Consider the following 22,914-nt stretch of genomic DNA (forward strand, 5'->3'; position numbering starts at 1 on the left):
CGGCGTTCTCTACGGTCGGTAGTCGTGGGTGCCGGCCAGTCGTGGAACCGACCGGCCCGGCGGCGCCGCCCGATGCGTGCCGGGCTGGCCTTCGCCGGGTTCGGCATGGCGCTGTGCTGCGTCGGGGTGGCCGGGTTGGGCGCGTGGAACCTGCAGACCGTACGACAGGCCGCCGGCCCGATCCGGGACACCGCCGACGGGTTCCTCAGCGAGGTGGCCCTCGGTGACAGCGACCGGGCGTACGACCGGCTGTGCGCGGACGCCCGTACCCGGTGGAGCGCGATCGGGTTCACCAGCTGGGTGCGGACCCCGCCCATGCTGACCGACTACGAGATCACCGACGTGTCGGTGGCCACCAAGGGTGGGCGTCCGCGTGGCACCGTGACGGTGCGGTTGACCCGCGACGGTGGCATCAGCGAGGAACGCCGCCTGCCGGTGGTCCGCGAGGGCGGCGACTGGCGGGTGTGCGGTGACCCCTTCTGAGCCGCCGGCCGTCGACCTGGCGCACCCCCGGCTGCTGCGTCGGCGTCAGGGCGTCGAGCCGACCACCTCGACCGAGTTGTTCTTCGACCTGGTCTTCATCTTCACGATCACCCAGGTGTCGCACTACCTGATCGCGCACCCGGACTGGCGGGGCGCCGCCCGTACCGCCCTGCTGCTGGCGCTGGTCTGGTTCGTCTGGGTCTACACCACCTGGGTGACCAACTGGCTGCAACCGGACCAGGGCCCGGTACGGGCGATGCTGATCGGGGTGACGCTGGGCAGCCTGCTGTTGTCGGCGACCATCCCGCAGGCGTTCGCCGGGATGGGTCTGCTCTTCGCGGTGGTCTACGTCAGCGTGCAGGTGGGCCGGACCGTGTTCGCGTTGTGGGCGGCGCAGGGCAACCCGTGGCTGGTCGACGGGTTCCAGAAGTCGCTGCCCTGGATCGCCGCCACGTCGGTGCTCGTGGTCGTCGGCGGCCTCGTCGGCAGTCCGGCCCGTGAGGTGGTGTGGGCGGCGGTGATCGTGTTCGAGGTGGTGGGCCTGTCGATCGGCTACCAACTGCCGGGGCGCGGACGCAGTCGCCCCGAGCGGTGGATGGTGGAGGGCGGGCACCTCGCGGAGCGCTGCGGGGCGTTCATCCTCATCGCGCTCGGCGAGTCGATCCTGGTCACCGGCAGCACCCTCACGTCACACGTGGACCGGGTACGCCTCGGCGCGTTCGGTGTGGCGTTCGCCGGCTCGGTGGCGCTGTGGTGGGTGTACTTCGCGCGGTCGGCCCCGGCCGCCGCCCAGGTCGTCGCCGGCGCGGGCACGCGTACCGGAGCGTTGAGCCGGCTCGCGTTCAACTACCTGCACCCGGTGATGGTCGCCGGCATCGTGGTGACCTCGGCGGGCGACGAACGGCTGCTGCACGCTCCGGGCGCGGCGGCCACCACGGTCACCGCCCTGTTCACCCTGGGCGGTCCGGCGCTGTTCCTCGCCGGGCACGCCGCCTACAAGGCGGTGCTGTGGCGGGGGTTGCCGACCAGCCGGGTCGTCGCGGTGGTGGTGCTGCTGGCGTTGATACCGGTCTGCGTGTGGCTGGGTGCCACGGTGGTGACCTGCGCGGCGCTGGCGACGGCGGCGACCGTCGCGGTGATCGTCACGGACCGGTTCCGGCGGGGCACGTCGTGACCGAACCCGTGCCCGCCCACCCGCAGTTGCTGCGTCCCCGTCGGGGCGTGGAGCGGACCACGTCCACCGAACTCTTCTTCGACCTGGTCTACGTCTTCACGATCACCCAGTTGTCCCACTACCTCAGCGGGAACCTCGACTGGCCGGGCGTGGGGCGTACCGCGGTGTTGCTGGGCATGGTCTGGCTGGTCTGGATCTACACCGTGTGGATGGGCAACTGGCTGCGCCCGGACCGGGCCCCGGTACGCGCCACGCTGCTGGTGGTGACGCTGGGCAGTCTGCTGCTCGCGGCGGCGTTGCCGACCGCGTTCGGCGGCGACGGCCTGCTCTTCGCCGGCGCGTACGCGGCGGTGCAGATCGGTCGGACGGTCTTCGCCATGTGGGCGATCCGTGGTCGGCGCTGGGTCGGTGACAGTTTCCGCCAGTGCCTCGTCTGGATCATCGCCACCGGACTGTTGGCCCTCGTCGGCGCCCTGGTGGACACTCCGGCCCGGGAGGTGATCTGGATCGGTGTGATCGCCGTCGACGCGCTCGGGTTGGCGACCGGGTTCCCGGTGCCGGGGTTGGGCCGCAGCACCCCCGAGCGCTGGGAGGTGGAGGGTGGGCACCTCGCCGAACGGTGCCAGGCGTTCGTCCTCATCGCGCTGGGAGAGTCGATTCTCGTCACCGGGGGGACGTTGACGCAGCGCCTGGACCGGGCGGGCATCTTCGCGTTCCTGCTCGCCTTCGCCGGATCGGTGGCCCTGTGGTGGGTGTACTTCGACCGGGCGGACACGGTCATGCGGGCCCTGGCCGAGGCGGGTGAGCGGGCCGGCCGACTGTCCCGGCTGGTGTTCAACTACCTGCACCCGGTGATGGTGGGCGGCATCGTGGTCACCGCGGTCGGCGACGAGCGGCTGCTGCACGCCCCCGGGCACGCGGTCGGGTGGGCGGACGCGCTCGTCGTACTCGGCGGCCCGGCGCTGTTCCTGGCCGGGCACGCCGGCTACCAGCTGGCGCTCGGTCACCCCGGGGTGGCGGGCCGGGTCACCGCGACGCTGCTGCTGCTCGCACTGATCCCCGGCGCGGTCACGCTGGGCGCGCCGGTCGCGGTCACCGCCGGGGCGGCGTTGCTGGTCACGGCCGCGGTGATCGTGGCCGACCTGGTGTCGGACCGGCGGGTGCCTCAGTCGCGGGGACCGAGGTCGCCGCTGCGGTAGTGCCGGCGGCAGAGCACCTGGTAGCGCACCTCGGCGGTCTCGACGGTGTCGCCGATGACGACCTGCGCGCCCTCGCGGACCACCCGCCCGTCGACGACCCGGGCGTTGAGCAGCCCTTCCCGGCCGCACCAGCACAGCACCTCGACCTGGATGCGGGCCACCTCGTCGGCCAACTCGAACAGGCGCTGCGCGGCGGGGAACAGGCAGGACCGGAAGTCGGTGGCGAGGCCGAACGCGAACACGTCCACGTCGTAGCTGTCCACCAGCTCGGCCATCTGCTCGACGTGCTCGACCGTGTAGAAGCACGCCTCGTCGCAGATCAGGTAGTCGACACGTACCCCGTCGGCCCAGCGGCCGCGCACGAGCGCCCGCAGGTCCAGGTCGTCGGTGACCTCGATGGCCTCGTGCGCCAGGCCGATGCGCGTGGTGACCTGCGGGCCCAGCGACCGGTCGATGCGGGTGGTGACGAGCCCACGGCGGCCCTGGCGGGCGTGGTTGTAGTTCATCTGCAACGCCATCGTGGACTTCCCGCAGTCCATCGGCCCCCAGAAGAACTTCAGGGCCGCGGCGTGCACCGGCCGCCCGTCGAGCCCGCGCGCGGCCGCGCAGCCGGCGGGAGAGTGCGGCTCGCCGGGGAACGGGTGGGCCAGGCAGACGGGGGTGGCAGCGGCGTCGTCGGTCACGGTCGGGCAGCCTAGCCGATCGACCGCCCCGGATCGGTCAGGTGCGTCGCAGGTGCTCAGAGCACCCGGGGCGGCGTGTTACCGGCGGCGATGATGGCCCGGCGCATCGGCACCGCCAACAGCAGCACGAACCCGACCACGAAGAAGCCCACCAGTGAGATCAGGCCCACCCGGTAGGAGGCGGTGAGTTGGAACACGATGCCGAACGCGAGCGGGCCGAGCCAGCTCGTGCCCTTGTCGCTGATCTCGTAGAAACCGTAGTACTCGCCCTCCTTGCCGGCGGGGATGAGCTGGCTGAACAGGGACCGGCTCAGCGCCTGACTGCCACCCAGGACCAGGCCGATGCAGGCGCCGAGCGCCATGAACGGCACCGGCGCCTCGGCGGGCAGCCAGAACACGCCAAGGATCACACCGGTCCAGAGCACCAGACTGATCAGCACCGTCTTGCGCGCGCCGATGCGCCGGGCCAGCGCGCCGAGGAGCAACGCGCCGCCGAAGGCGAGGAACTGCACCAGCAGGATCGTGACGATCAGGGTGCTCTGCTCCAACCGCAACTCCTCGGTGCCGTACTGGCTGGCCATCGTGATGACGGTCTGGATGCCGTCGTTGAAGACCAGGAACGCGAGCAGGAAGAACAACGTCAGCGGGTACGCCCTGACCTCGCGCAGGGTGTGCCCGAGCTGCCGGAACCCGTCGGTGAGCACGTTGCCCCGCGCGGCCAGGGCCGCCGTCACGGGACGGTCGCGCAGCCAGCGCAGCGGCACCAGGGTGAACACCGCCCACCACACGCCGGCGGACACGATCGACCAGCGGGCCAGGTCCAGGGTGCGCTGCGGGTTGTCGTCCTCGCTCAGCAGCGAGACCGCGGCCAGGTTCAGCGCCAGCAACAGGCCACCACCGAGGTAGCCCAGCGCCCAGCCGCGGCTGGAGATGCCGTCGCGCTCGTCCGGGCCGCCGAGCTGCGGCAGGAACGAGTTGTAGACCACGATCGCGGCGCCGAAGGAGATGTTGGCGATCAGGAACAACACGCCGCCGAGCAGGTACCGGTCGCCGGTGACGAAGGCCATCGCGATGGTCGCCCCGGCGCCGGTGAACGCGGCCCCGCCGAGCAGGCGCTTCTTGTGCGGCGACCGGTCGGCGATCGCCCCGATGACCGGCAGCACGAACACGGTCAGGAACACCGACAACGAGATCAGGTACGGGTAGTACGACCCGGCCGCCACCCGGATGCCCAGCGGGTGCACGTACCCGTCGCAGCTGTCCGCGCCCAGCTCGCAGCCGGCGGCCGTCTCGGCGACGGTGGTCAGGAACGGGCCGAGGAACACGGTGATCACCGTGGACTGGAAGGCGGAGTTCGCCCAGTCGTAGAGGTACCAGCCGCGGCGTTCGCGGGGGGTGCTCGCCGGGGGCGGGGTGTCGGTCACCGTGGGGGTCACGGTCTCGGCCATCGGGGGTTCCTTCGGTGCTGTTCAGGCGGTCCAGTGGCCGCGGCTGCGGTAGACGTCGCGCAGCACGCCGACGTGATCGGTCATGATGCCATCCACGCCACGATCCAGTAAGTCGTGCATCTGGTCCGGTTCGTCGATCGTCCAGACGTGCACCTGAAGGCCGAGCCGGTGGCAGTAGTCGACGAACCGGCGGTCCACCACCGGCACCCGCCCGTACCGGGGCGGCACCTGCGCGGCGACCACCGACGGGGGCAGTCGCAGCGGCCGACCGTGCAGGGAGGCCAGTCGCAGCCGCGCCACCGCCCGCATGCCGAGGCTGGTGGCGACGCGTCCCCCGGTGAGCGCCCGCAGCCGGGCCAGTCGGGCGTCGCTGAACGAGGCGAGCAGCACCCGGTCGGCGGCGCCCACCCGGGTCAGGGTGGCGACGGTCGGCGCGACGCCGCCGTCGGCCTTCACGTCAATGTTGAAGCGGACCTGCGGCCAGGCGTCCAGCACCTCGTCGAGCCGGGGTACGACGGCGGCGCCGCCGACGCGTACCGAGGCGAGGTCGGCCCAGCTCAGGTCGGCGAGGCGCCCCGCCTCACCGGTGACCCGCGTGAGCGTCGCGTCGTGGAAGATCACCGGGACTCCGTCGGCGGTGGCGTGCACGTCGGTCTCCACGTACCGGTAACCGAGCCCGATGGCCCGGGCGAACGCCGTGGTGGTGTTCTCGTCGCCCTCGGCGGCCCCGCCGCGGTGGGCGAACGCCAGCGGCGCGGGCGCGTCGAGGTAGGCGCATCGGTTGAGCACGCGACGCAGTATGCCCGCGCCCGGTGGAGGGCAGGTGGCCTGGCGGCGACATTCGTCCGCCCGCGGGGCCCTGGCGCCCCCGTCACCCCCGTGAGACGGGAGCGCCAGGGGGCCTACGGGTGGGGACCGCCGCGTACCACGTACCCGCCGGCGAGGATCGGGTAGCGGGGGCGTGCGGGCGCCTCCGGGGGCAGTTCCGTCTCGGGGTCGAGGCAGCCGGTGGGTGGCGGCTCGGTCCCGTTCTGGGTCTGGGCGTCGACGATCACGTCGGGCTGCCGCCCACCGTCAATGATCTTGACGTAGTAGCCGTGGTTACGGACCGGGTCGAGGCCGTCGGGGACGATCGCCGTGAACACCGCGACGTTCCCGACGACCCGCAGGCAGGTCACGTCGGCCCGTCCCCGCGCGACCTCGGTGCCGTCCGGCAGCGCGTGCCGGTAACGGAACTCGCCACGCGTCGACCCGTCGACGGTCGTGACCGCGGCGACGCCGAACCAGATCCGGTGCCCCACCATGTTCGGCTCGTCGTACACGAAGTGCCCCGCCCCGGCGACCATGGCGGGCGTGCTCGGCGGCGACGTGCCGCTGGGTGCGGTGGGCTGCGCCCACGCCGTCGACGACCCCACCGCGACCAGCGCCACTGCCCCCGCCGCTGCCGTCCCGACCCGCGCGTACCTGACCATTGAAGAACCCCCCAGTGTCGGTGATGTTGACGAGTCCAGCCTCGTCGCAGTCCCGACCGCGCTGATCCCCACCCCGAGCCAACCGCCTCCCCCACCCGAGGGAGCCCGCGCCGCACGGTCACGCCGATCTTGCGCTTTGTGTCGTCGTTATGGCCGCCTTTGACCCGTTATGTCGCGACAGAAAGTGCAAGATCGCGGGGGCGGGGTCGGGATGGGACGGGGGCGGGGTTAGGGGGTGCGGCGGTGGGTGCGGGAGGTGTCGGTGGGGCGGCCGGGGTCGACGTGTCGGGGTGCGTCGGGCTCGTCGGGGCGTAGGGGGGCGAGGGTGTCGGTAAGGGCGTCGACGATGCGGTCGGTGGCCCGGCGGGCCGCGCCGGGCGTGCTGGCGCTGGACTCGCCGAGGTCGACGGGTGCGCCGAAGTGGACCCGGATCACCGGCCGACGCCACAGCGCGCGGGCGATGCCGCGCAGCATGCCCTTGGGCGCCCGGTACGGCAGCACCTCGTGGGCGCCCCACTGGGCGACCGGGACGACGGGAGCGCCGCAGGCCAGCGCGAGCCGGGCGACGCCGGTCTTGCCGCGCTCGGGCCACATGCCGGGGTCCAGGCCGATGCGCCCCTCGGGGTAGATGAGGATCACCGAGCCCGCCGCGACGGCCTCGGCCGCGTCGTCCAGGGCCTGATGGACGGCGCTGGTGCCCCGGTCGACCCGGATGTGCCCGACGTGGCGCATGGCGGCCCCGAGCACGGGGGTGCGGAACAGTCCGGCGGTCGCCATGATCCGTGGGGCGATGCCCCGCTCCCGGCAGGCGGCGATCATGACCAGGGGGTCGAACGGGCTGATGTGGTTGGCGGCCAGCACGAGCGGTCCCTGGCGCAGGTGCGCGGGGACGTCGCCGGTGACATCGAGGCGGGCGAGCAGACCCACCAGGGCGCGGGCCAGCAGAAGTGCGGCCCGCCAGAGCAGTGGTGGCTGCCAGGTCGTCGTGTCCATCAGCGCGCCATCCTCGCACGAGGCGACGGGGCCGCGAGGGCGAGCGGCCCGAGTGATCAGGGTCATTGGTCCCGGGCCGGTTCGGGCCGCCCGGCCCTGCCCCTTTCTCTACGACGAGCAGTAGTATTTACTACGTCTCGTAGTACGCATAGTTGGGGGTCCAGGTGGACGCGTTGGACGTCGCCCGGTGGCAGTTCGGTGTCACGACCGTCTACCACTTCCTGTTCGTGCCGCTGACCATCGGCCTGTCCGTGCTGGTGGCGATCCTGCAGACGATGTGGCACCGCACGGGCAACGAGCGCTACCTCAAGCTGACCAAGTTCTACGGCAAGCTGTTCCTGATCAACTTCGCCATGGGCGTGGTCACCGGCATCGTGCAGGAGTTCCAGTTCGGCATGAACTGGAGCGACTACTCCCGCTTCGTGGGCGACATCTTCGGCGCGCCGCTGGCCATCGAGGCGCTCGTCGCGTTCTTCCTCGAGTCCACCTTCATCGGCCTGTGGATCTTCGGCTGGGACCGGCTGCCCAAGCGCGCGCACCTGGCCAGCATCTGGGCCGCCGCCATCGGCACGAACCTGTCCGCGTACTTCATCCTCGCCGCGAACTCGTTCATGCAGAACCCGGTCGGCTACCGGATCAACCCGGACAGCGGACGCGCCGAACTGACCGACTTCCCGGCCGTGCTGACCAACAAGGTCGCCCTGATCACCTTCCCGCACACCCTGGCCGGCTCGTTCCTGGTCGCCGGGTCGCTGATCGTGGCCGTCGGCCTGTGGCACGTGATCCGCAACCGGGACTCCGCCGACACCGGCGCGTACCGCTTCGCCACGAAGTTCGGCTCCTGGGTGGTCCTGGTCGCCTCGGCGGCCGTGCTGTTCACCGGCGACATCCAAGGCAAGATCATGACGGACGTGCAGCCCATGAAGATGGCCGCCGCCGAGGGTCTCTACACCACCGAGAGCCCCGCCTCGTTCTCCGTGCTCACCATCGGCAGCCTCGACGGCAGCCGCGAGGTGTTCGCCCTGAAGATCCCGTACCTGCTGTCGTACCTGGGCACCGGCGACCCGAACGGCACCGTGCACGGCATCAACGACCTGCAGGCCCAGTACGCCTCCCAGTACGGCGCGGGCAGCTACACCCCGATCATCCCGGTCACCTACTGGAGCTTCCGCTTCATGGTCGGCTTCGGGTTGGCGGCCGGGGCCATCGCCCTGCTGGTGCTGTGGAGCCAGCGCAAGGGCCGTACCCCGCGCAGCAGGTGGCTGCTGCGCGCCGGCCTGGCCATGCCGGTGCTGCCGCTGCTGGCCAACTCGTTCGGCTGGATCTTCACCGAGATGGGCCGCCAGCCCTGGATCGTCTTCGGCGAGATGCTCACCCGCAACGGCGTCTCCCGCAGCGTCTCGCTGACCGAGGTGCTGACCTCGTTCACCGCCTTCACGCTGATCTACGCCACCCTCGCCGTGATCGAGGTCAAGTTGCTGCTGCGCTACGCCAGGGCCGGCGTACCCGACGTCAGCGAACAGCCCCCCGCCGACGACACCCACGACGACGCCGAGCGCCCGCTCGCCTTCGCCTACTGAACCCGGAGCCCATAGTGGACCTGACCACCATCTGGTTTCTCCTCGTCGCCGTGCTGTTCACCGGCTACTTCATCCTGGAGGGCTTCGACTTCGGCGTGGGCATGCTGCTGCCGGTGCTCGGCCGGAACGACCGCGAACGCCGCGTCCTGATCAACACCATCGGGCCGGTCTGGGACGGCAACGAGGTGTGGCTGATCACCGCCGGCGGGGCGATGTTCGCCGCGTTCCCCGAGTGGTACGCCACCCTGTTCTCCGGCTTCTACCTGCCGCTGCTGCTCATCCTGCTGGCCCTGATCGCCCGCGGGGTGGCCTTCGAGTACCGGCACAAGCGCCCCGAGGCGTCGTGGAAGCGCCGCTGGGACGCCGCGATCTTCTTCGGCTCGCTGCTGCCGGCGATCCTGTGGGGCGTCGCCTTCGCCAACATCCTGCGGGGTGTGCCGCTGGACGCCGACCACGAGTACGTCGGTGGCCTGCTCGACCTGCTCAACCCGTACGCCCTGCTCGGTGGCGCGACCACGCTCGCGCTGTTCCTCACCCACGGCGCGGTGTTCCTGGCCCTGAAGACCACCGGCGACATCCGCGAGCGCGCCGGCGCCCTCGCGGTGCGCCTGGGCGTCGGGGCCGCCGTGCTCGCGGTGGGCTTCCTGAGCTGGACGTTGAGCATCCGTTCCAGCGCGGTCGCCGTCGTGCTCGCCGTCGGCGCGGCCCTCGCGCTGCTCGGTGGCCTGGCCGCCGCCCGGGTACGCCGGGAGGGCTGGGCGTTCACCGGCACCGCCGTGGCGATCGGCCTGGCCGTGGCGACCCTGTTCGCGGCGCTGTTCCCGAACGTGCTGCCGTCGACTCTCGACGCGGCGGGCACGCTCACCGCCACCAACGCGGCCTCCACCCCGTACACGCTGAAGATCATGACCTGGGTGGCGGTGATCTTCACCCCGGTCGTGCTGGCCTACCAGGCGTGGACGTACTGGGTCTTCCGCAAGCGCATCGGCGTGGCCAACATCCCGCAACACTGACCGTCATCGGGGGCCGGCGTGGCCCTCAGCGCTGCCGATCATGGACTTGTGGTGACCGAACTGGGCCGTCGAGGGTGCTTTGTCACCCACCACAACTCCATGATCGGCGGGGTTCGTGCGGGCGGGTATATCGGCTGGGCGGTGGGGGAAGGGGCCGCTACGGTGTGCCGATGCGCGTACGTGAACTCACCGTCGACGACCTCGACGCGGCCTGGGAATTGGGCCGGTTGGCGTTCGGCTCCACCCAGGAGCGTGCCCCCAGCACCACCGTCGAGGTGCCGGGCATGACGCGCTGGGGCGCGTTCGACGACACGGGTCGGCTCGTCGGCAAGGCCGTCGACCTGCACCACGACCAGTGGTGGTCCGGCCGGGCCGTCCCGGCGGCCGACATCGCCGGGGTGGCGGTCGCCCCCGAGGCCCGGGGCCGGGGCGTGGCCCGGGCCCTGCTCACCGCCCTGCTGGCCGGCGCCCGCGACCGTGGCGCGGCGGTCAGCGCCCTGTACCCGACCATCGCTGCCCCGTACCGCGCCTGCGGGTGGGAGGCGGCCGGTGTGCTGCGTACCGTCAACCTGGCCACCGCCGCGCTGCCCCGGCACCGGCCCGCGTCGCACCTGACCGTCCGCGCCGGCACGCCCGCCGACCTGGCCGCCGTCGCCGACCTGTACGAGCGGGTCGCCCGTCATCGCAACGGCATGTTGACGCGCCAGGGCACGCTGTTCGACTTCTTCACCGCCGACGCGAAGCTGCCCGGTGACGGGCTCACCCTCGTCGAGGACGACGGCGACCTGGTCGGCTACGCCACCTGGGAGCGCGGTCGCGGGTACGGGGCCGACTCGGTGTTGACCGTCGACGAGGCCCTGGCCACCACCGCCGACGCGGCCCGGGAACTCGTCGGGGTCCTCGGCAGTTGGGCCAGCGTCGCGCCGACCCTGCGACTGTGCCCGCTCGACGGTGACGCCGTCAGCACCGTCCTGCCGCTGGAGGCCGCCCGTGACCACGAGCGGGACCTGTGGATGCACCGCCCGGTCGACGTCGTACGGGCGGTCCGTGCCCGGGGGTGGCCCGCGCACGCCCGAGGTGTCGTCGACTTCCACCTCACCGACCCGCTCGCCGAGTGGAACACCGGCACCTGGCGGTTGACCGTCGCCGACGGCGACGCCGAGCTGGCCCGGATCGACGCCGAGGCGGACCTGCGGCTGGACGTGCGCGGGTTCGCGCTGCTCTACGCCGGGGCGGCCGGTGCCCGCGCGGTGGCCCAGGCCGGTCTGCTGCACACCGCCGGCGTCGCGCCGGACGCCCTGGACCTGCTGGGCGCCGGCGGACCGGCACAACTGCTCGACTACTTCTGACGGCCCCGTCGGGGACGGGCGGCGCCGGTACGGTGTGCCGGTGGAGATCCTGGCTCGCGTCCATTCTGGAGTGACGGCGCAGCGGCTGCTGGCGCATCCGCGCCTTGCGTTGGTGGCGGCGTGGGACGCCGACCGTCCCGCGATCCGGATCTGGGAGTACGGCGACGGGCACCTGCGCGAGCGCGGCACCCTCGGCGTGGGCTCGGCCGGCTACGCCCAGGACACCGACGATGAGCGGACGCCGTCGGCCGCCTGGCATCCCGACGACCCGCTGTTGGCGGTGGCGGACGCCGAGAGCGTCGTGGCCTGGACACCCTCGGGCACCTCGCCGGTCGACGGCGTGACGCGCACCGAGTACCAGCGGGAGGTGGCATTCAGCCCGGACGGTCGGACGCTCTGGTTGTCGCCCGCCGAGGGGCCGGACGGCTGGGAGCACTCGGTCGCGCTCGACCTCGCATCCGGAACGACAGTGCGCGGTCCCCGGTGGGACACCGGGGTGGTGGCGCATCCGGCGGGCGGTCTCGTCTGCACCCTGGAGAGCGACCAGGGCGCCACGCTGGTGCTCTTCGCGGTGGACACCGGGCCGGTGCTGCGGCCGTTGCGCCGGGCGCTGGTCCTGGACTGCGACGGGTACGAGGCGCCGATCTTCAGCGCGGACGGCCGGCACTTCGCGGTACGGGGCAACGCGTACGACAACTCGCTGGAGGTGTTCGAGTTCCCCTCGCTCCGGCGGGTCCTGGGCATGACGCTGGGGGAGCCGAGCCCCGGGTATCCGTACCCGCAGGAGTGGTTGGACGAGATGAACGTCTGGTCTCGGCACAACGTCGCGTTCGGTTCGTCGCCGCAGGTCCTCTGGATCGGGACGCCCGACGGCGTGGTCGTCGAGCTGGACATCGACGAGGGTCGGATGGTCGAGCACGAGGTGCTGCCCGAGGTGGCGGTGACCGCGTTGGCGGCCACCGCCACCGGTGAGCTTGTCGTCGCCGGCGCCGACGGCACGCTTCTGCTGCTGTCGGTGGGCACGGCCGATCCGGGCGAGGCAGCCGGGGCCCCGGTGACCGCGTTCCTCGCCAGCACCACCGAGGCGTCGGTGGTCGACATGGACCATCTCGACCTCACCGACGGCACGCGGGTCTGGCAGTCCGGCGACCTGGCGGCGGTCACCGACACCTCCGCGGCCGACCCGTCCTGGCTGAGGATCCGGGCGGCCATGAACCGGCGCGGCTGAGCCCTGTCCCGGGTCAGGCGACCCCCGCCAGCTCGTCGTTGGCCCGCTCGGTGACGAGCGCGAGGACGCGGGCGGCGACGTCGGCCTCGGCGGGCGGGATGTCCCCGTACAGCCGGGCGGTGATCCCACCGACGGCCTCGGCGATGCGGGCCTGCGTGGCGTGGCCGGCGTCGGTGAGCCGTACCCGCGTCTCGGTGGTGTCGTCGAGCCGCGCCAGGCCGGCGTCGACGAGGCGGTCGATCACCTCGTGCACGGCCGACTCGTCGACCTTGCGGGCGTTCGCGAGGCGCCGCACGAGAGGAGTGCGGGCGACCGGGCCGGCGGTGAGGGCGTTGAGCGCGAGGACCTGGCCGAAGTCGACGCCCAGGGGAGCGACGGCGCGGTCGAGCAGGGCGCGGGTGGCGAAGTGGGCCTGGCCGATGACCTGGCCGTTGAGAGTGGACACGATGCCTCCTTCGAAACGTTGGCTTGACCAACGTTGGTAGAGCCAACGTAGCACGCTTTGTGGGTCACGCCAACGATTGCTGTTAGGCTGCCGCCATGGACGCCACCGCCCCGCAGTCACCCGCCGGGCTGCGGACCACCCCCAGCTGGCTGCTCAACCAGGCCGCCACCCACGCCGGCCGGCTCATCAGCGCCGGCTTCGCCGCGCACGACCTCCGCGGATACCACTACCGGCTGCTCGCCGCGCTGACCGAGAACGGCCCCGCGAGCCAAGCCGACCTGGGACGTCGCTGCGGCATCGACCGCAGCGACGTCGTAGCCGCCGTCAACGACCTGGTCGGTCGGGGACTCGTGGTACGCGCCCCCGACCCGGCCGACCGCCGCCGCAACGTCATCAGCCTCACCGAGGCCGGCGCCGACGAAGCCCACCGGATGGCCGACACCGTCGCCCGCGTGCAGGACGACCTGCTCGCACCCCTGACGAGCGCCGAACGCGACCAGCTGACCCGCCTGCTCACCCGACTGCTCGAGCACCACGGCGGCTCCTGACCCCGCCAGCGCGGCCCGCCCCGACGAGCGGCGGACCGCGCCACAGCGCGTCGGCGTCGCTCAGCCGGCCTCGCGCAGCTCCGCCAACCGGGCCTCGATCTCGGCCAGCTCCGCGCGCAGCTTCTCCGCCTGCTGCTCCGCCTCGGCCCGCTCGGCGCCCAGGATCTGCTCCACCGCCTCCTGCACACCCGGCACGTCCACCAGCGCCACCATCTTCAACGCCTCGGCCGGCTTCACCACGTACGGCTTCGCGAGGGCCTTGCTGCCCTGCTGCGCGGCGACCGTCCACTCGCCGTCGGCGTACGCCAGCGTCACCGTCAGACCCGCGGGCCCCTTGGGCTTCGCGGCCTTGACCGCCCGCCGCGCCGGCGGCTTCTCGGCCTGGCTCACCTTCGGCTCCTCCGGTCGCTGCGCGGGCACCCGCGGCGTGTCCAACACGAACTCCGGCGCGGCCGGCGCGGGCGTCGCCTCCGGCTCCGGCTCCGCCTTCGGCTCGGCGGCCACCCGCCGGCCCGCGCCCTTGGGCGCGACCGCCAGATCGGCGGGGGAGAACGGCAACTCGTCACGACCGAAGCGCACCACGACGAACTCGTCGGACACGTCCGGATCGGTCAGGTCGACCACCTGGCCGACCTGACCGGCGATCTGCCCCGCCGCCGCGGTGAACACCACCCTCGGCTTACGGCCGGCCGCCAACGCCTCCCGGATGCTCTGCACCTCGTCAGTGGACAAACCCTGGCCGGCATCCATCACAACCCTCTTCCGTACACCTGTTTGATTGCTGTCTTGATACCAGCTCACTGCGACACCCGCCGCACGGGGTTCAGCCGCCGAGGGCCCGCAACGCCCGATCCGCGTGGTCGTTCATGCTGACCTCGCTGTGGATCACCTCGATGATCCGCCGGTCCGTGCCGATCACGAACGTCATCCGCTTCGTGCTCAGCGCCTCCAACGGCACCCGCCGCCGCACGCCGAACGCCCGCGCGACCGTCCCGTCCACGTCGGACAGCAGCGGGTAGTCGAAGCCGTGCAGCTGCGAGAACTCCGCCTGCTTGGCCACCTCGTCGCGGCTGATCCCCACCCGCGACGCCCCCAACGCCGTGAACTCCGCCGCCAGGTCCCGGAAGTGACAGCTCTCCGCCGTACACCCCCGCGTCATCGCCCCGGGATAGAAGAACAGCACCACCGGCCCCGACGCCAGGAACTCCGACAGCCGACGCGGCGTGCCCGTCTCGTCCGGCAACTCGAAATCGTCCACCACATCGCCGACACCCACACCCGCCACCGCGCACCTCCGTTGTCCGACCGACCGCGCGGGAAGCGTAAGCGATCACCCCCGCAACGCCCCGTGCGCCACCAGAGCCGCGTGTGACCCTCCTTACGGCGACCCGCCCGCGCCGGTCACGGTAGCGTCGGCGCAACCCCACCGACACCCAGTGGAGGCGCCATGACACCCGTCACCGTCATCACCGGCGGTGGCCGCGGCATCGGTGCGGCCACCGCCCGCCGCCTCGCCAAAGCCGGCCACCACATCGCCCTGTGCTACCGCCGCGACGACGCCGCCGCCGCGAGCGTCCTGGCCGACCTGCACGCCACCGGCGTCCAGGCCATCGCCGTACGCGCCGACACCACCGACCCCGACCAGGTCACCGCCCTGTTCGACGCCGCCGCGCAACTCGGCCCCCTCACCGGCCTGGTCAACAACGCCGGCGTCACCAGCCTCATCGGCCCGTTCACCGACCTGCGCGTGGACGACCTGCGCCGCGTCGTCGACGTCAACCTCATCGGGTACGTCCTCTGCGCCCAGCAGGCCGCCCGCCGCCTCACCGACGGCGGGGCCATCGTCAACGTCTCCTCCGCCGCCGCGACCCTCGGCAGCCCGGGGGAGTACGTGCACTACGCCGCCGTCAAGGCCGCCACCGACACGCTCACCGTCGGCCTGGCCAAGGAACTCGCCCCGCGCGGCATCCGCGTCAACGGCGTCGCCCCCGGCCTCGTGCGCACCGACATCCACGCCGACTCCGGCGTACCCGACCGCCCCGACAGCGCCGCCCACCGGGTCCCGTTGGGCCGCGCCGGCGAACCCGACGAGATCGCCGCCGCCATCGCCTGGCTGCTCAGCCCGGAGGCCTCCTACGCCGCCGGCGCGGTGCTGCGGGTCTCCGGCGCCCTGTGAACGGCTGGGCCGGGACGCGGTCCGCGCCCCGGCCCCACGCTCTCAGTGCGTGAACAGCTTCGCCGCCGTGATCACCGTCTGTACGACCCCGTAGCCCAACAACACCGCCACCACCAGCCAGGAAATCCACAACCGGGCCTGCTGCCCGTACCGGCCGTCGTCACTCATCGCGTCCCGCTCCTTCCCGCCGTGACCTCGTCCACGTCCTGCTCCGCCGGCTCGTGGTACCGCTGCGGCACCGGCCGCACCAGCAGGTTCGCCACGAAGCCCACCGCGAGCACACCCACCATCGTGAACAGCGCCGGCCGGTACGCCGCCGCCGTCAACGTGCCCGGCTTGCCCTGCGCGTCGAGGAACCCGTTCACGATCAGCGGACCCGCGACACCCGCCGCCGACCAGGCCGTCAACAACCGGCCGTGGATCGCCCCCACCTGGTACGTGCCGAACAGGTCCCGCAGGTACGCCGGCACGGTCGCGAACCCACCGCCGTAGAACGACAGGATCACGCACGCGAACAACACGAACAACGCCGTCGCCGTGTGCCCGAACAGGGCCAACAGCGCGTACATGACCATGCCCACACCGAGATACACCAGGTAGATCGGCTTACGACCGATGACGTCCGACGTCGACGACCACACGAACCGGCCCGCCATGTTGAACAGCGACAGCAGACCCACGAACCCACCGGCCGCCGCCACCGACACCGCCGACGTCCCGTTGTCCCGGAAGAAGTCCTGGATCATCGGGCTGGCCTGCTCCAGGATCCCGATACCGGCCGTCACGTTGCAGAACAACACCACCCACAACAGCCAGAACGACCGGGTCTTCACCGCGTTCGCCGCCGACACGTTCGCCGTGGTGACCAACGGCTTCGCCGCCACCGACGCCGGGTCGAAGCCCGCCGGCCGCCACCCCTCGGCCGGCACCCGTACGTTCGCCACCCCGAACATCATGATCACGAAGTAGCCCAGGCCCAGCGTCACGAACAACCACACCAGCGCGCTGCCCGACGCCGTCGAACCCGCGTTCGACGGGTCGTAACCCGGGTCGTAGAACGACAGCAACTGCCGCGACAGGGGAGAGGCCACCATCGCCCCACCACCGAACCCCATGATCGCCAAACCGGTCGCCAGACCCGGCCGGTCCGGGAACCACTTGATCAACGTGGACACGGGGGAGATGTAACCGATACCCAGGCCGATGCCGCCCAGCAGCCCGTACCCCAGGTACAGCAGCCACAACTGCTTCGTGGCGATGCCCAACGACCCGACGAGGAAACCCGCCGCCCAGAAACAGGCCGACACGAACATCGCCTTACGCGGCCCGTTCGCCTCCACCCACGTCCCGGCCACCGCGGCCGACAACCCCAGCATCACGATCGCGATACTGAAGATCACCCCGATCGCGGTCTGACCCGTGTCGAAGTGGGCGATCAAGGAATTCTTGTAGACGCTCGTGGCGTAGACCTGACCGATACACAGGTGGATGGCCAACGCCGCCGGGGGAATGAGCCACCGGCTGTAGCCGGGCGGCGCGACGGTGTGCCGACGATCGAGTGCGGACAGCATGCGCTGCTTCCTCTCCGAGGCGGACGAAACGTGGCCCCAACGTGCCCACCCCGCCCCCGAGGAGCAAACCTCACCGTCGCCGGACGGTCCCTCCCGTGAGCTGAGCGGTCACTCAGCCCACGCCGGGACTACCCCAGGTCCGGCGCGTGCCAGCCACCGGCGAGGGCATCCGCGTCCGCCGGACCCCAACTGCCCTTGTCGTACGACAGCACCGGCGCCGCCAGATCCAGGATCGGCTCCACGATCCGCCACTCCTGCCGAATCGTCTCCGCCCGCGCGAACCGCAGATGCTGCCCGTTCATCGCGTCGTCGAGCAACCGCTCGTACGCCTCCTGACGCCGACCCAGAGCCGCACCGAAGTCCACCGACAGGTTCACCGGCCGACTCGCCACCTCCGCGCCCGGACTCTTCGCCTGGATCGACATCGTGATGCCGTCCCCACGACCCAACCGGAACCGCAACAGGTTCGCCGGCGCCACGGCGCCACCCTCGGCCGGGATCAACGACCGCTGCGGCCGCTTGAACTCCACCACCACCTCCGTCGCCGTCCCCGGCAACGACTTACCCGTCCGCAGATAGAACGGCACACCCGCCCACCGGGGCGAATCCACCGTCAACCGCGTCGCCACGAACGTCTCCGTGTTCGAACCCGGCGCGACACCCGGCTCGTCCCGGTATCCCGCGTACTGCCCCCGCACCGTCGACTCCGGCGCCAACGGCACGACCTGCCGCAGCACCGCCGCCTCCGCCTCACGGAACGCGTCAACGTCGTCACGCACCGGCGCGTCCATCGCGATCAACGCCACGACCTGCAAAATGTGGTTCTGCAACACGTCCCGCGTCGCACCCACCGTGTCGTAGAAACCGGCCCGACCCTGCGTACCGAAACCCTCGGCGAGCGTCACCTGCACGTTGTCGATGTGCTCACGGTTCCACAACGGCTCGAACAGCCGGTTCGCGAACCGGAACGCGTACAAACCCTCCACCGCCTCCTTGCCGAGGTAGTGGTCGATCCGGAACACCCGACTCGCGTCGAACGCCGCCCCCAGCGTCCGATCCAAATCCTGCGACGACGCCAGGTCACGCCCGAACGGCTTCTCCACGATCACCCGACCACGATCGGCCAACCCGACCGCCGCCAGGCCCCGCACCACCGAACCGAACACCATCGGCGGAATCGCCAGGTAGAAGATCGGCCGCCGCGCGTCGCGCAGACGCTCCGCCAGCCGCTCGTACGTCGCCGGATCCGCGTAATCCCCGGAGATCATCGACAGGTTGTCCGCCAACGCGTCGAACGTCCCGTCGTCCACCTCGTCGGTCGCCTCCGCCACCGACCTACGGGCGGTCGTCACCAACTGCTGATCATCCCAGGGGGAGCGGGCCACCCCGATCACCGGAACGTCGAGACGTCCCCGCCGGGTCAACTCGTACAACGCCGGAAACAGCTTCTTCGAGACAAGATCACCTGTCACGCCGAACAGCACAACCGCGTCTGAGCGCACGCGCATGGCACTTCCATCCGATCATGAGAACCTGATCTTCCGAACGGACAACGGCGCGTCCCGCCAGCGGAATTCCCAGCGAACGGCCCACAGTGAGGTCGGCGACACCCCCACCCGCCCATCCGCCACGACGGAAGATGACGCGGTAACACCCCCACGCCCCGAGAGGGACCAGCATGCCCCTGGCAGCCGACCGCTCACCGCAAGCCGGCCCCGACATCGTGTGCCTACCGATGTTCGGCACCACCCGCGCCGCCACCGCCGCCGCCTTCCACCCCGCCCTCGCCGACACCGGCCTGCGCGAGACATACCTGGACCTGCCCGGCCACGGCGACACCCCACCCACCTGCCCGCCCACCTCCCAGGCGCTGCTGACCACCATCTGCGCCTGGCTCGACCACCACATCGACGCCCCGGCCCTGCTGGCCGGCGCCTCCTACGGCGCCTACCTCGCCGCCGGCATCGCCCGCCAACGCCCCGACCTCGTCCGCGGCCTGCTCCTCGTCTGCCCCGGCATCACCATCGCACCGGCCAGCCGCACCCTGCCCGAGCACCGTCCGCCCCCCGGACCCACCGGCTGGCTCGACGCCGCCCCCACCGACCTGCGCCCACACCTCGACACCGCGCTGGGCCACCGCACCCCAACCGTCGTCGCCACCGTCGTACACGCCCTCAACACCGGCGGCCCCGGCGACCACACCTTCCAGCAGGAACTGCGAACAGGACCCGGATACGCGCTCCCCGACGAGACCGCCGACACCCCCTTCCACGGGCCGGTCACCGTACTCACCGGCCGCCAGGACGGCATCGTCGGCTACGCCGACCAGTTCCACGCCATGCGCCGCTACCCCCGAGGCACCTACACCACCCTCGACGAGGCCGGGCACTACCTGCCCTTCGAACAACCCGCCCTGCTCCGCGCCCACACCCGGGCCTGGCTCCACCGAACCGGACAGCGTCAGACCCGTACGCCACAATGACCGCCATGGCTGACCTGGGCGACACCAAGGCCGCGATGCACTACTACCTCCAGAGGAGCCGCGACGACCTGATCTGGAAACTCGACGGCATCGGCGAACGCGACGCCCGAACGCCCCGCACCACCACAGGCAACAACATGCTGGGAGTCGTCAAACACTGCCTCAACGTCGAGGCCGCCTACTTCGGGCCCACCTTCGGCCGCGAGTTCCCGACCCCGGCGGAACTGGTCCCACTCACCGCCTTCGACGACGACCCCCAGGCGGACTGGTACGCGACCGAGACCGAGACCAAGGACGGCCTCATCGACCTGTACCGCCGCGTCGGCGCCTTCGCGGACGAGACGATCAACCAGCTACCGCTCGACGCGCCGGGGCAGGTGCCCTGGTGGCAGCCCGGCCGGCAGGACGTGACACTGGCCCGGGTCATCATGCACGTCACCGGCGACCTCGCCCGGCACGCCGGCCAGCTGGACATCATGCGCGAGCAGCACGACGGAGCGATCGGGTGGCGGCAGGACGGCACCGCCATCCCCGACTACGACTGGCCGGCGTACGTCGACAAGCTGCGCAAACTGGCCGACCAGTTCGACTGACCGAGCTGGGGGAGCGGGCGGCGAAAACGGCGCTGCCCGGCCGACACGTCTCCGCGTCGGCCGGGCAGCCACACCGCGCCGATCAGTTCTCGGCGGCCAGGCCCTTCAGCCCCTGCAACATCTCGGCGAAGTCGGTGGTCTCCGCCGCCGGCGGCGTCTCGATGCTGACCGGCTTGCCGTAGTCGGTGTAGTCGACCAGCACGTCGCCCATCGCGCCCATGTTCGTGCCCGCCCGACGCGGCCGGTACTGCTCATCGACCCACAGGTCGACCTTGACCTCCTTGACGCCCGCCGCGGCGAACTGCTTCTCCACACCGGCCCGCAGCTTGGCGTCGACCTGAGCCAACTGCGTGGCCACCGGAGTGGTGACGGTGTAGTGGACCGTCTTCGCCCCGTTGACGGTCTCCTCACCGACGACCGTCACACCCTCGGACGCGAGCAGCGTCTTGACCTGCTTGGTCGGGTCGATGTCCTCGAACTGCTTGCTGAAGTCCATCCCGGCCTGCTGGCCGATGCTGCCCATGTCCATCTTCAGCCAGCGCTTACCGCCCATGTTGGCGCGGTCCTTCGCCGGCACCTCGACGTAGAACGCCGTCCCGATCAGCCGGACGACGGTCGGGCCGTCCTTCGCGTCCGCCATCGTCATCTCGGCCTTGACCGGGTCACCCAGGTCCAGGACACCCTGCATCGAGATCTTCTCGCCACCGGCGGTGCCCGTCATCGTCAGGGTCACCGAGTCGCTCTTGTCGGTGGTGTCCATCGTCTTCTGCAGCGACCCCTTGAGGTCGCTGGCGAGCAGTTCAAGGACGCTGGTCTGCTTCGGTGCGTCGGACGAACCCGACGAGCCGGTCGCCACTGCGCAGGCGGAGGCGGCGAGTGCGGTGAGCGCCGAGACCGCGACGAGCGCGGTCTTCTTCCACAAAGACACGTAGTTGCTTCTTTCCCTACAAGGCTGCGGGGAATCTCCCCAGTAGATCGACGACACGCTAGCCCACCGGGTCCATCCCCGGGTGCCGCTCCACATTCGATAATGCACATTATGTAAAGTAAACCGTGGAAGGCCCACCCCCGACCTGCCCCGCACCCGTGGCCGCACACCCATCGGGAGCGGGTGCACACCGTCGAGATCGTGCACGAACCGTGAAGTAGTGGCCTCCACCGCGCGCCGAGACCACTCGATCCTGGATCGAGCACGATCATGGGCGCATCTCGTGGATCGAGAGCGTCGGGTCACGCCGCTTCGGGCGGATGGCACGCCTCGGGCGTCCCGCGCAGCATTGCCGCGGCTCCACCCTCGAACGTCAGCGCGTCGCCCTCGCCTCGCCTCGCCTCGAACGTCAACGTGCTGCGCGCGCAGCAGCAGCCCCGCTGGGCTGCCGGTCGCCCGGTGACCGGGTTGGCGAGTCCGGTGTCGTCCGCGCTCCCCCTCTCCCCTCCCTGTCGGGCAACGCGAGAATCATGCATAATATGGCTTATGCATGACAAACAGGACGAATCGCTCAAGGTGCTGATCGAGGAGTTCCTGACGGCCCGGGCCACTCGCAAGCCCTCCCCCCACACCCTGGCGGCCTACCGACGGGATCTGTACGCGGTCGCTGCCCTGGTGGCCGACTGTGCCGCCACTCCCCTCCCCCTCGACGAGCTGACGATCGCCGACCTGTCCCCCCGGGTGCTGCGGGCGGCGTTCGCCCGGTTCGCCGCTCCCCGGGCCCCCGCGTCGGTGCACCGCGCCTGGTCCACCTGGAACAGCTTCTTCACGTTCCTGGTGACCGACGGTGTGGTGGCGGGCAACCCGATGCCGGCGGTCGACCGGCCCCGGGCCGTCCTGCCCGAGCCGAAGCCGCTGCGCGGCGCGGACACGCCCGAGGTGCTGCTGGCGTCGGTGGCGCGTGACGACGGGCGGCAGCGGGATCCGTGGCCGGAGCGGGACGTGGCGGTGCTGGCGGTGGCGCTCTGCGCCGGGCTGCGCCTGTCGGAGCTGCTGGCGTTGCGGGTGGGGTCGCTGGGTGGGCGTCCGGGTGAGCGGCGGGTGGAGGTGGCCGGCAAGGGTGGGCGGCCCCGGGTGGTGCCGATCGAGGCGGATCTGGACCGGGTGCTGGCGGACTACCTGGCCAGTCGGGCGCGGCGTTTCGGGTCGCGGTCGGTACGCCCGGACTCGGCGTTGCTGGTGGATCGGCGGGGTGAGCCGTTGCGCCGGGGTGGTCTGCAGTATCTGGTCGAGTCGTGTTACCGGCGGGCGGGTATCGGTGACCGGGTGCCGAAGGGGGCGCGGTTGCACGCGTTGCGGCACACGTTCGCGACCCGGTTGGCGGAGGACGGGGCGAGCGCGGCGGAGATCATGCGGTTGCTGGGGCACGCGTCGTTGGCGTCGTCGCAGACGTACATCGAGGTGACGGCCGGGCAGCAGCGTGAGGCGATCCGCGCGAGTCGTACCCATCGGGTGTTGGCTGCTCTGGTGGCGGACCGGGGATGAGCGC

Annotated in this window: 24 protein-coding genes; 12 read left to right on the top strand and 12 right to left on the bottom strand. The window is 71.4% G+C overall.

The genetic code is table 11. The features are described from left to right. Positions 1–24 precede the first annotated feature (24 nt). The 3 genes from AC3EN4_RS23165 to AC3EN4_RS23175 are packed head-to-tail and all read left to right on the top strand — an operon-like array spanning position 25 to position 2,856. Positions 25–483 (top strand): Rv0361 family membrane protein, encoded by a 459-nt coding sequence (locus AC3EN4_RS23165; RefSeq protein WP_435207800.1) that lies wholly within the window; start codon positions 25–27, stop codon positions 481–483. After that, positions 470–1,657, top strand: coding sequence for a low temperature requirement protein A (locus tag AC3EN4_RS23170; RefSeq protein WP_435207801.1), 1,188 nt, complete (start codon positions 470–472; stop codon positions 1,655–1,657). Before AC3EN4_RS23165 ends, AC3EN4_RS23170 begins: the two co-directional genes overlap by 14 nt. Next, the gene (locus AC3EN4_RS23175) at positions 1,654–2,856 is read left to right on the top strand and encodes a low temperature requirement protein A (protein WP_435207802.1); all 1,203 of its coding nucleotides are present in this window, start codon (positions 1,654–1,656) and stop codon (positions 2,854–2,856) included. Before AC3EN4_RS23170 ends, AC3EN4_RS23175 begins: the two co-directional genes overlap by 4 nt. On the opposite strand, the gene AC3EN4_RS23180 is transcribed toward AC3EN4_RS23175, so the two are convergent. The 5 genes from AC3EN4_RS23180 to AC3EN4_RS23200 form a co-directional block, all read right to left on the bottom strand. Beyond that, positions 2,823–3,539: a thymidine kinase gene (locus AC3EN4_RS23180; protein ID WP_422740320.1), complete on the bottom strand. Its 717-nt coding sequence runs from the start codon at positions 3,537–3,539 to the stop codon at positions 2,823–2,825. The two genes, AC3EN4_RS23175 and AC3EN4_RS23180, sit on opposite strands and share 34 nt — an antisense overlap. Positions 3,540–3,595: 56 nt before the next feature. Then, positions 3,596–4,987 carry an MFS transporter gene (locus tag AC3EN4_RS23185; RefSeq protein WP_435207803.1) on the bottom strand — a complete coding sequence of 464 codons (1,392 nt, stop codon included), beginning with the start codon at positions 4,985–4,987 and terminating at the stop codon, positions 3,596–3,598. Between the two features lie 21 nt (positions 4,988–5,008). After that, on the bottom strand, positions 5,009–5,776 hold the full coding sequence (locus tag AC3EN4_RS23190; RefSeq protein WP_435207804.1) for a glycerophosphodiester phosphodiesterase family protein: 768 nt from the start codon (positions 5,774–5,776) through the stop codon (positions 5,009–5,011). Positions 5,777–5,889: 113 nt separating this feature from the next. After that, the gene (locus AC3EN4_RS23195) at positions 5,890–6,459 is read right to left on the bottom strand and encodes a hypothetical protein (protein WP_435207805.1); all 570 of its coding nucleotides are present in this window, start codon (positions 6,457–6,459) and stop codon (positions 5,890–5,892) included. 228 nt (positions 6,460–6,687) lie between these two features. Continuing rightward, complete coding sequence (locus AC3EN4_RS23200; RefSeq protein WP_435207806.1) at positions 6,688–7,452, bottom strand: lysophospholipid acyltransferase family protein; 765 nt, start codon at positions 7,450–7,452, stop codon at positions 6,688–6,690. A gap of 164 nt (positions 7,453–7,616) precedes the next feature. On the opposite strand from AC3EN4_RS23200, the gene AC3EN4_RS23205 reads away from it, so the two are divergent. The 4 genes from AC3EN4_RS23205 to AC3EN4_RS23220 all read left to right on the top strand — a co-directional run bounded on the left by AC3EN4_RS23205 (position 7,617) and on the right by AC3EN4_RS23220 (position 12,622). Further along, positions 7,617–9,032, top strand: a complete 1,416-nt coding sequence (locus AC3EN4_RS23205; RefSeq protein ID WP_435207807.1) for a cytochrome ubiquinol oxidase subunit I — start codon at positions 7,617–7,619, stop codon at positions 9,030–9,032. Between the two features lie 14 nt (positions 9,033–9,046). After that, positions 9,047–10,045: a cytochrome d ubiquinol oxidase subunit II gene (gene cydB / locus AC3EN4_RS23210; RefSeq protein WP_422740314.1), complete on the top strand. Its 999-nt coding sequence runs from the start codon at positions 9,047–9,049 to the stop codon at positions 10,043–10,045. Positions 10,046–10,215: 170 nt separating this feature from the next. Continuing rightward, entirely contained in the window at positions 10,216–11,394 is a 1,179-nt protein-coding gene (locus AC3EN4_RS23215) for a GNAT family N-acetyltransferase (protein ID WP_435207808.1), read from the top strand. Positions 11,395–11,434: 40 nt separating this feature from the next. Beyond that, positions 11,435–12,622 carry a WD40 repeat domain-containing protein gene (locus AC3EN4_RS23220; RefSeq protein ID WP_435207809.1) on the top strand — a complete coding sequence of 396 codons (1,188 nt, stop codon included), beginning with the start codon at positions 11,435–11,437 and terminating at the stop codon, positions 12,620–12,622. 13 nt (positions 12,623–12,635) lie between these two features. Here AC3EN4_RS23220 and AC3EN4_RS23225 read toward each other — a convergent pair whose 3' ends face one another. Further along, positions 12,636–13,067 (bottom strand): MarR family winged helix-turn-helix transcriptional regulator, encoded by a 432-nt coding sequence (locus tag AC3EN4_RS23225; RefSeq protein WP_435207810.1) that lies wholly within the window; start codon positions 13,065–13,067, stop codon positions 12,636–12,638. A gap of 95 nt (positions 13,068–13,162) precedes the next feature. Here AC3EN4_RS23225 and AC3EN4_RS23230 point away from each other — a divergent pair, with 95 nt between their 5' ends. After that, positions 13,163–13,615, top strand: a complete 453-nt coding sequence (locus AC3EN4_RS23230) for a MarR family winged helix-turn-helix transcriptional regulator (protein ID WP_435207811.1) — start codon at positions 13,163–13,165, stop codon at positions 13,613–13,615. 60 nt (positions 13,616–13,675) lie between these two features. On the opposite strand, the gene AC3EN4_RS23235 is transcribed toward AC3EN4_RS23230, so the two are convergent. Then, on the bottom strand, positions 13,676–14,365 hold the full coding sequence (locus AC3EN4_RS23235) for a hypothetical protein (protein ID WP_435207812.1): 690 nt from the start codon (positions 14,363–14,365) through the stop codon (positions 13,676–13,678). Between the two features lie 73 nt (positions 14,366–14,438). Beyond that, positions 14,439–14,900, bottom strand: coding sequence for a peroxiredoxin (locus AC3EN4_RS23240; protein ID WP_435207813.1), 462 nt, complete (start codon positions 14,898–14,900; stop codon positions 14,439–14,441). A 162-nt stretch (positions 14,901–15,062) separates the two neighbouring features. Between AC3EN4_RS23240 and AC3EN4_RS23245 the strand changes: the two genes are divergently transcribed. Then, on the top strand, positions 15,063–15,791 hold the full coding sequence (locus tag AC3EN4_RS23245) for an SDR family NAD(P)-dependent oxidoreductase (RefSeq protein ID WP_435207814.1): 729 nt from the start codon (positions 15,063–15,065) through the stop codon (positions 15,789–15,791). 42 nt (positions 15,792–15,833) lie between these two features. On the opposite strand, the gene AC3EN4_RS23250 is transcribed toward AC3EN4_RS23245, so the two are convergent. From AC3EN4_RS23250 to zwf, 3 genes are all read right to left on the bottom strand, one after another. Beyond that, entirely contained in the window at positions 15,834–15,959 is a 126-nt protein-coding gene (locus tag AC3EN4_RS23250; protein WP_422740306.1) for an MFS transporter small subunit, read from the bottom strand. Then, the gene (locus AC3EN4_RS23255) at positions 15,956–17,362 is read right to left on the bottom strand and encodes an OFA family MFS transporter (RefSeq protein ID WP_435207815.1); all 1,407 of its coding nucleotides are present in this window, start codon (positions 17,360–17,362) and stop codon (positions 15,956–15,958) included. The genes AC3EN4_RS23250 and AC3EN4_RS23255 overlap by 4 nt, the downstream gene beginning before the upstream one ends. Positions 17,363–17,490: 128 nt before the next feature. Then, positions 17,491–18,870 carry a glucose-6-phosphate dehydrogenase gene (gene zwf / locus AC3EN4_RS23260; RefSeq protein ID WP_435207816.1) on the bottom strand — a complete coding sequence of 460 codons (1,380 nt, stop codon included), beginning with the start codon at positions 18,868–18,870 and terminating at the stop codon, positions 17,491–17,493. Between the two features lie 170 nt (positions 18,871–19,040). Between zwf and AC3EN4_RS23265 the strand changes: the two genes are divergently transcribed. Beyond that, positions 19,041–19,844: an alpha/beta fold hydrolase gene (locus AC3EN4_RS23265; protein WP_435207817.1), complete on the top strand. Its 804-nt coding sequence runs from the start codon at positions 19,041–19,043 to the stop codon at positions 19,842–19,844. A gap of 5 nt (positions 19,845–19,849) precedes the next feature. After that, positions 19,850–20,437, top strand: coding sequence for a DinB family protein (locus AC3EN4_RS23270; protein ID WP_435207818.1), 588 nt, complete (start codon positions 19,850–19,852; stop codon positions 20,435–20,437). A gap of 82 nt (positions 20,438–20,519) precedes the next feature. Here the strand turns inward: AC3EN4_RS23270 and AC3EN4_RS23275 are convergent, their stop codons facing one another. Further along, entirely contained in the window at positions 20,520–21,365 is an 846-nt protein-coding gene (locus AC3EN4_RS23275) for an SCO4651 family lipoprotein (RefSeq protein ID WP_435207819.1), read from the bottom strand. A 546-nt stretch (positions 21,366–21,911) separates the two neighbouring features. Here AC3EN4_RS23275 and AC3EN4_RS23280 point away from each other — a divergent pair. Continuing rightward, positions 21,912–22,910, top strand: a complete 999-nt coding sequence (locus AC3EN4_RS23280; RefSeq protein ID WP_435207820.1) for a tyrosine-type recombinase/integrase — start codon at positions 21,912–21,914, stop codon at positions 22,908–22,910. Positions 22,911–22,914: the final 4 nt, after the last annotated feature.

Source organism: Micromonospora sp. bgisy143, from assembly GCF_057708145.1.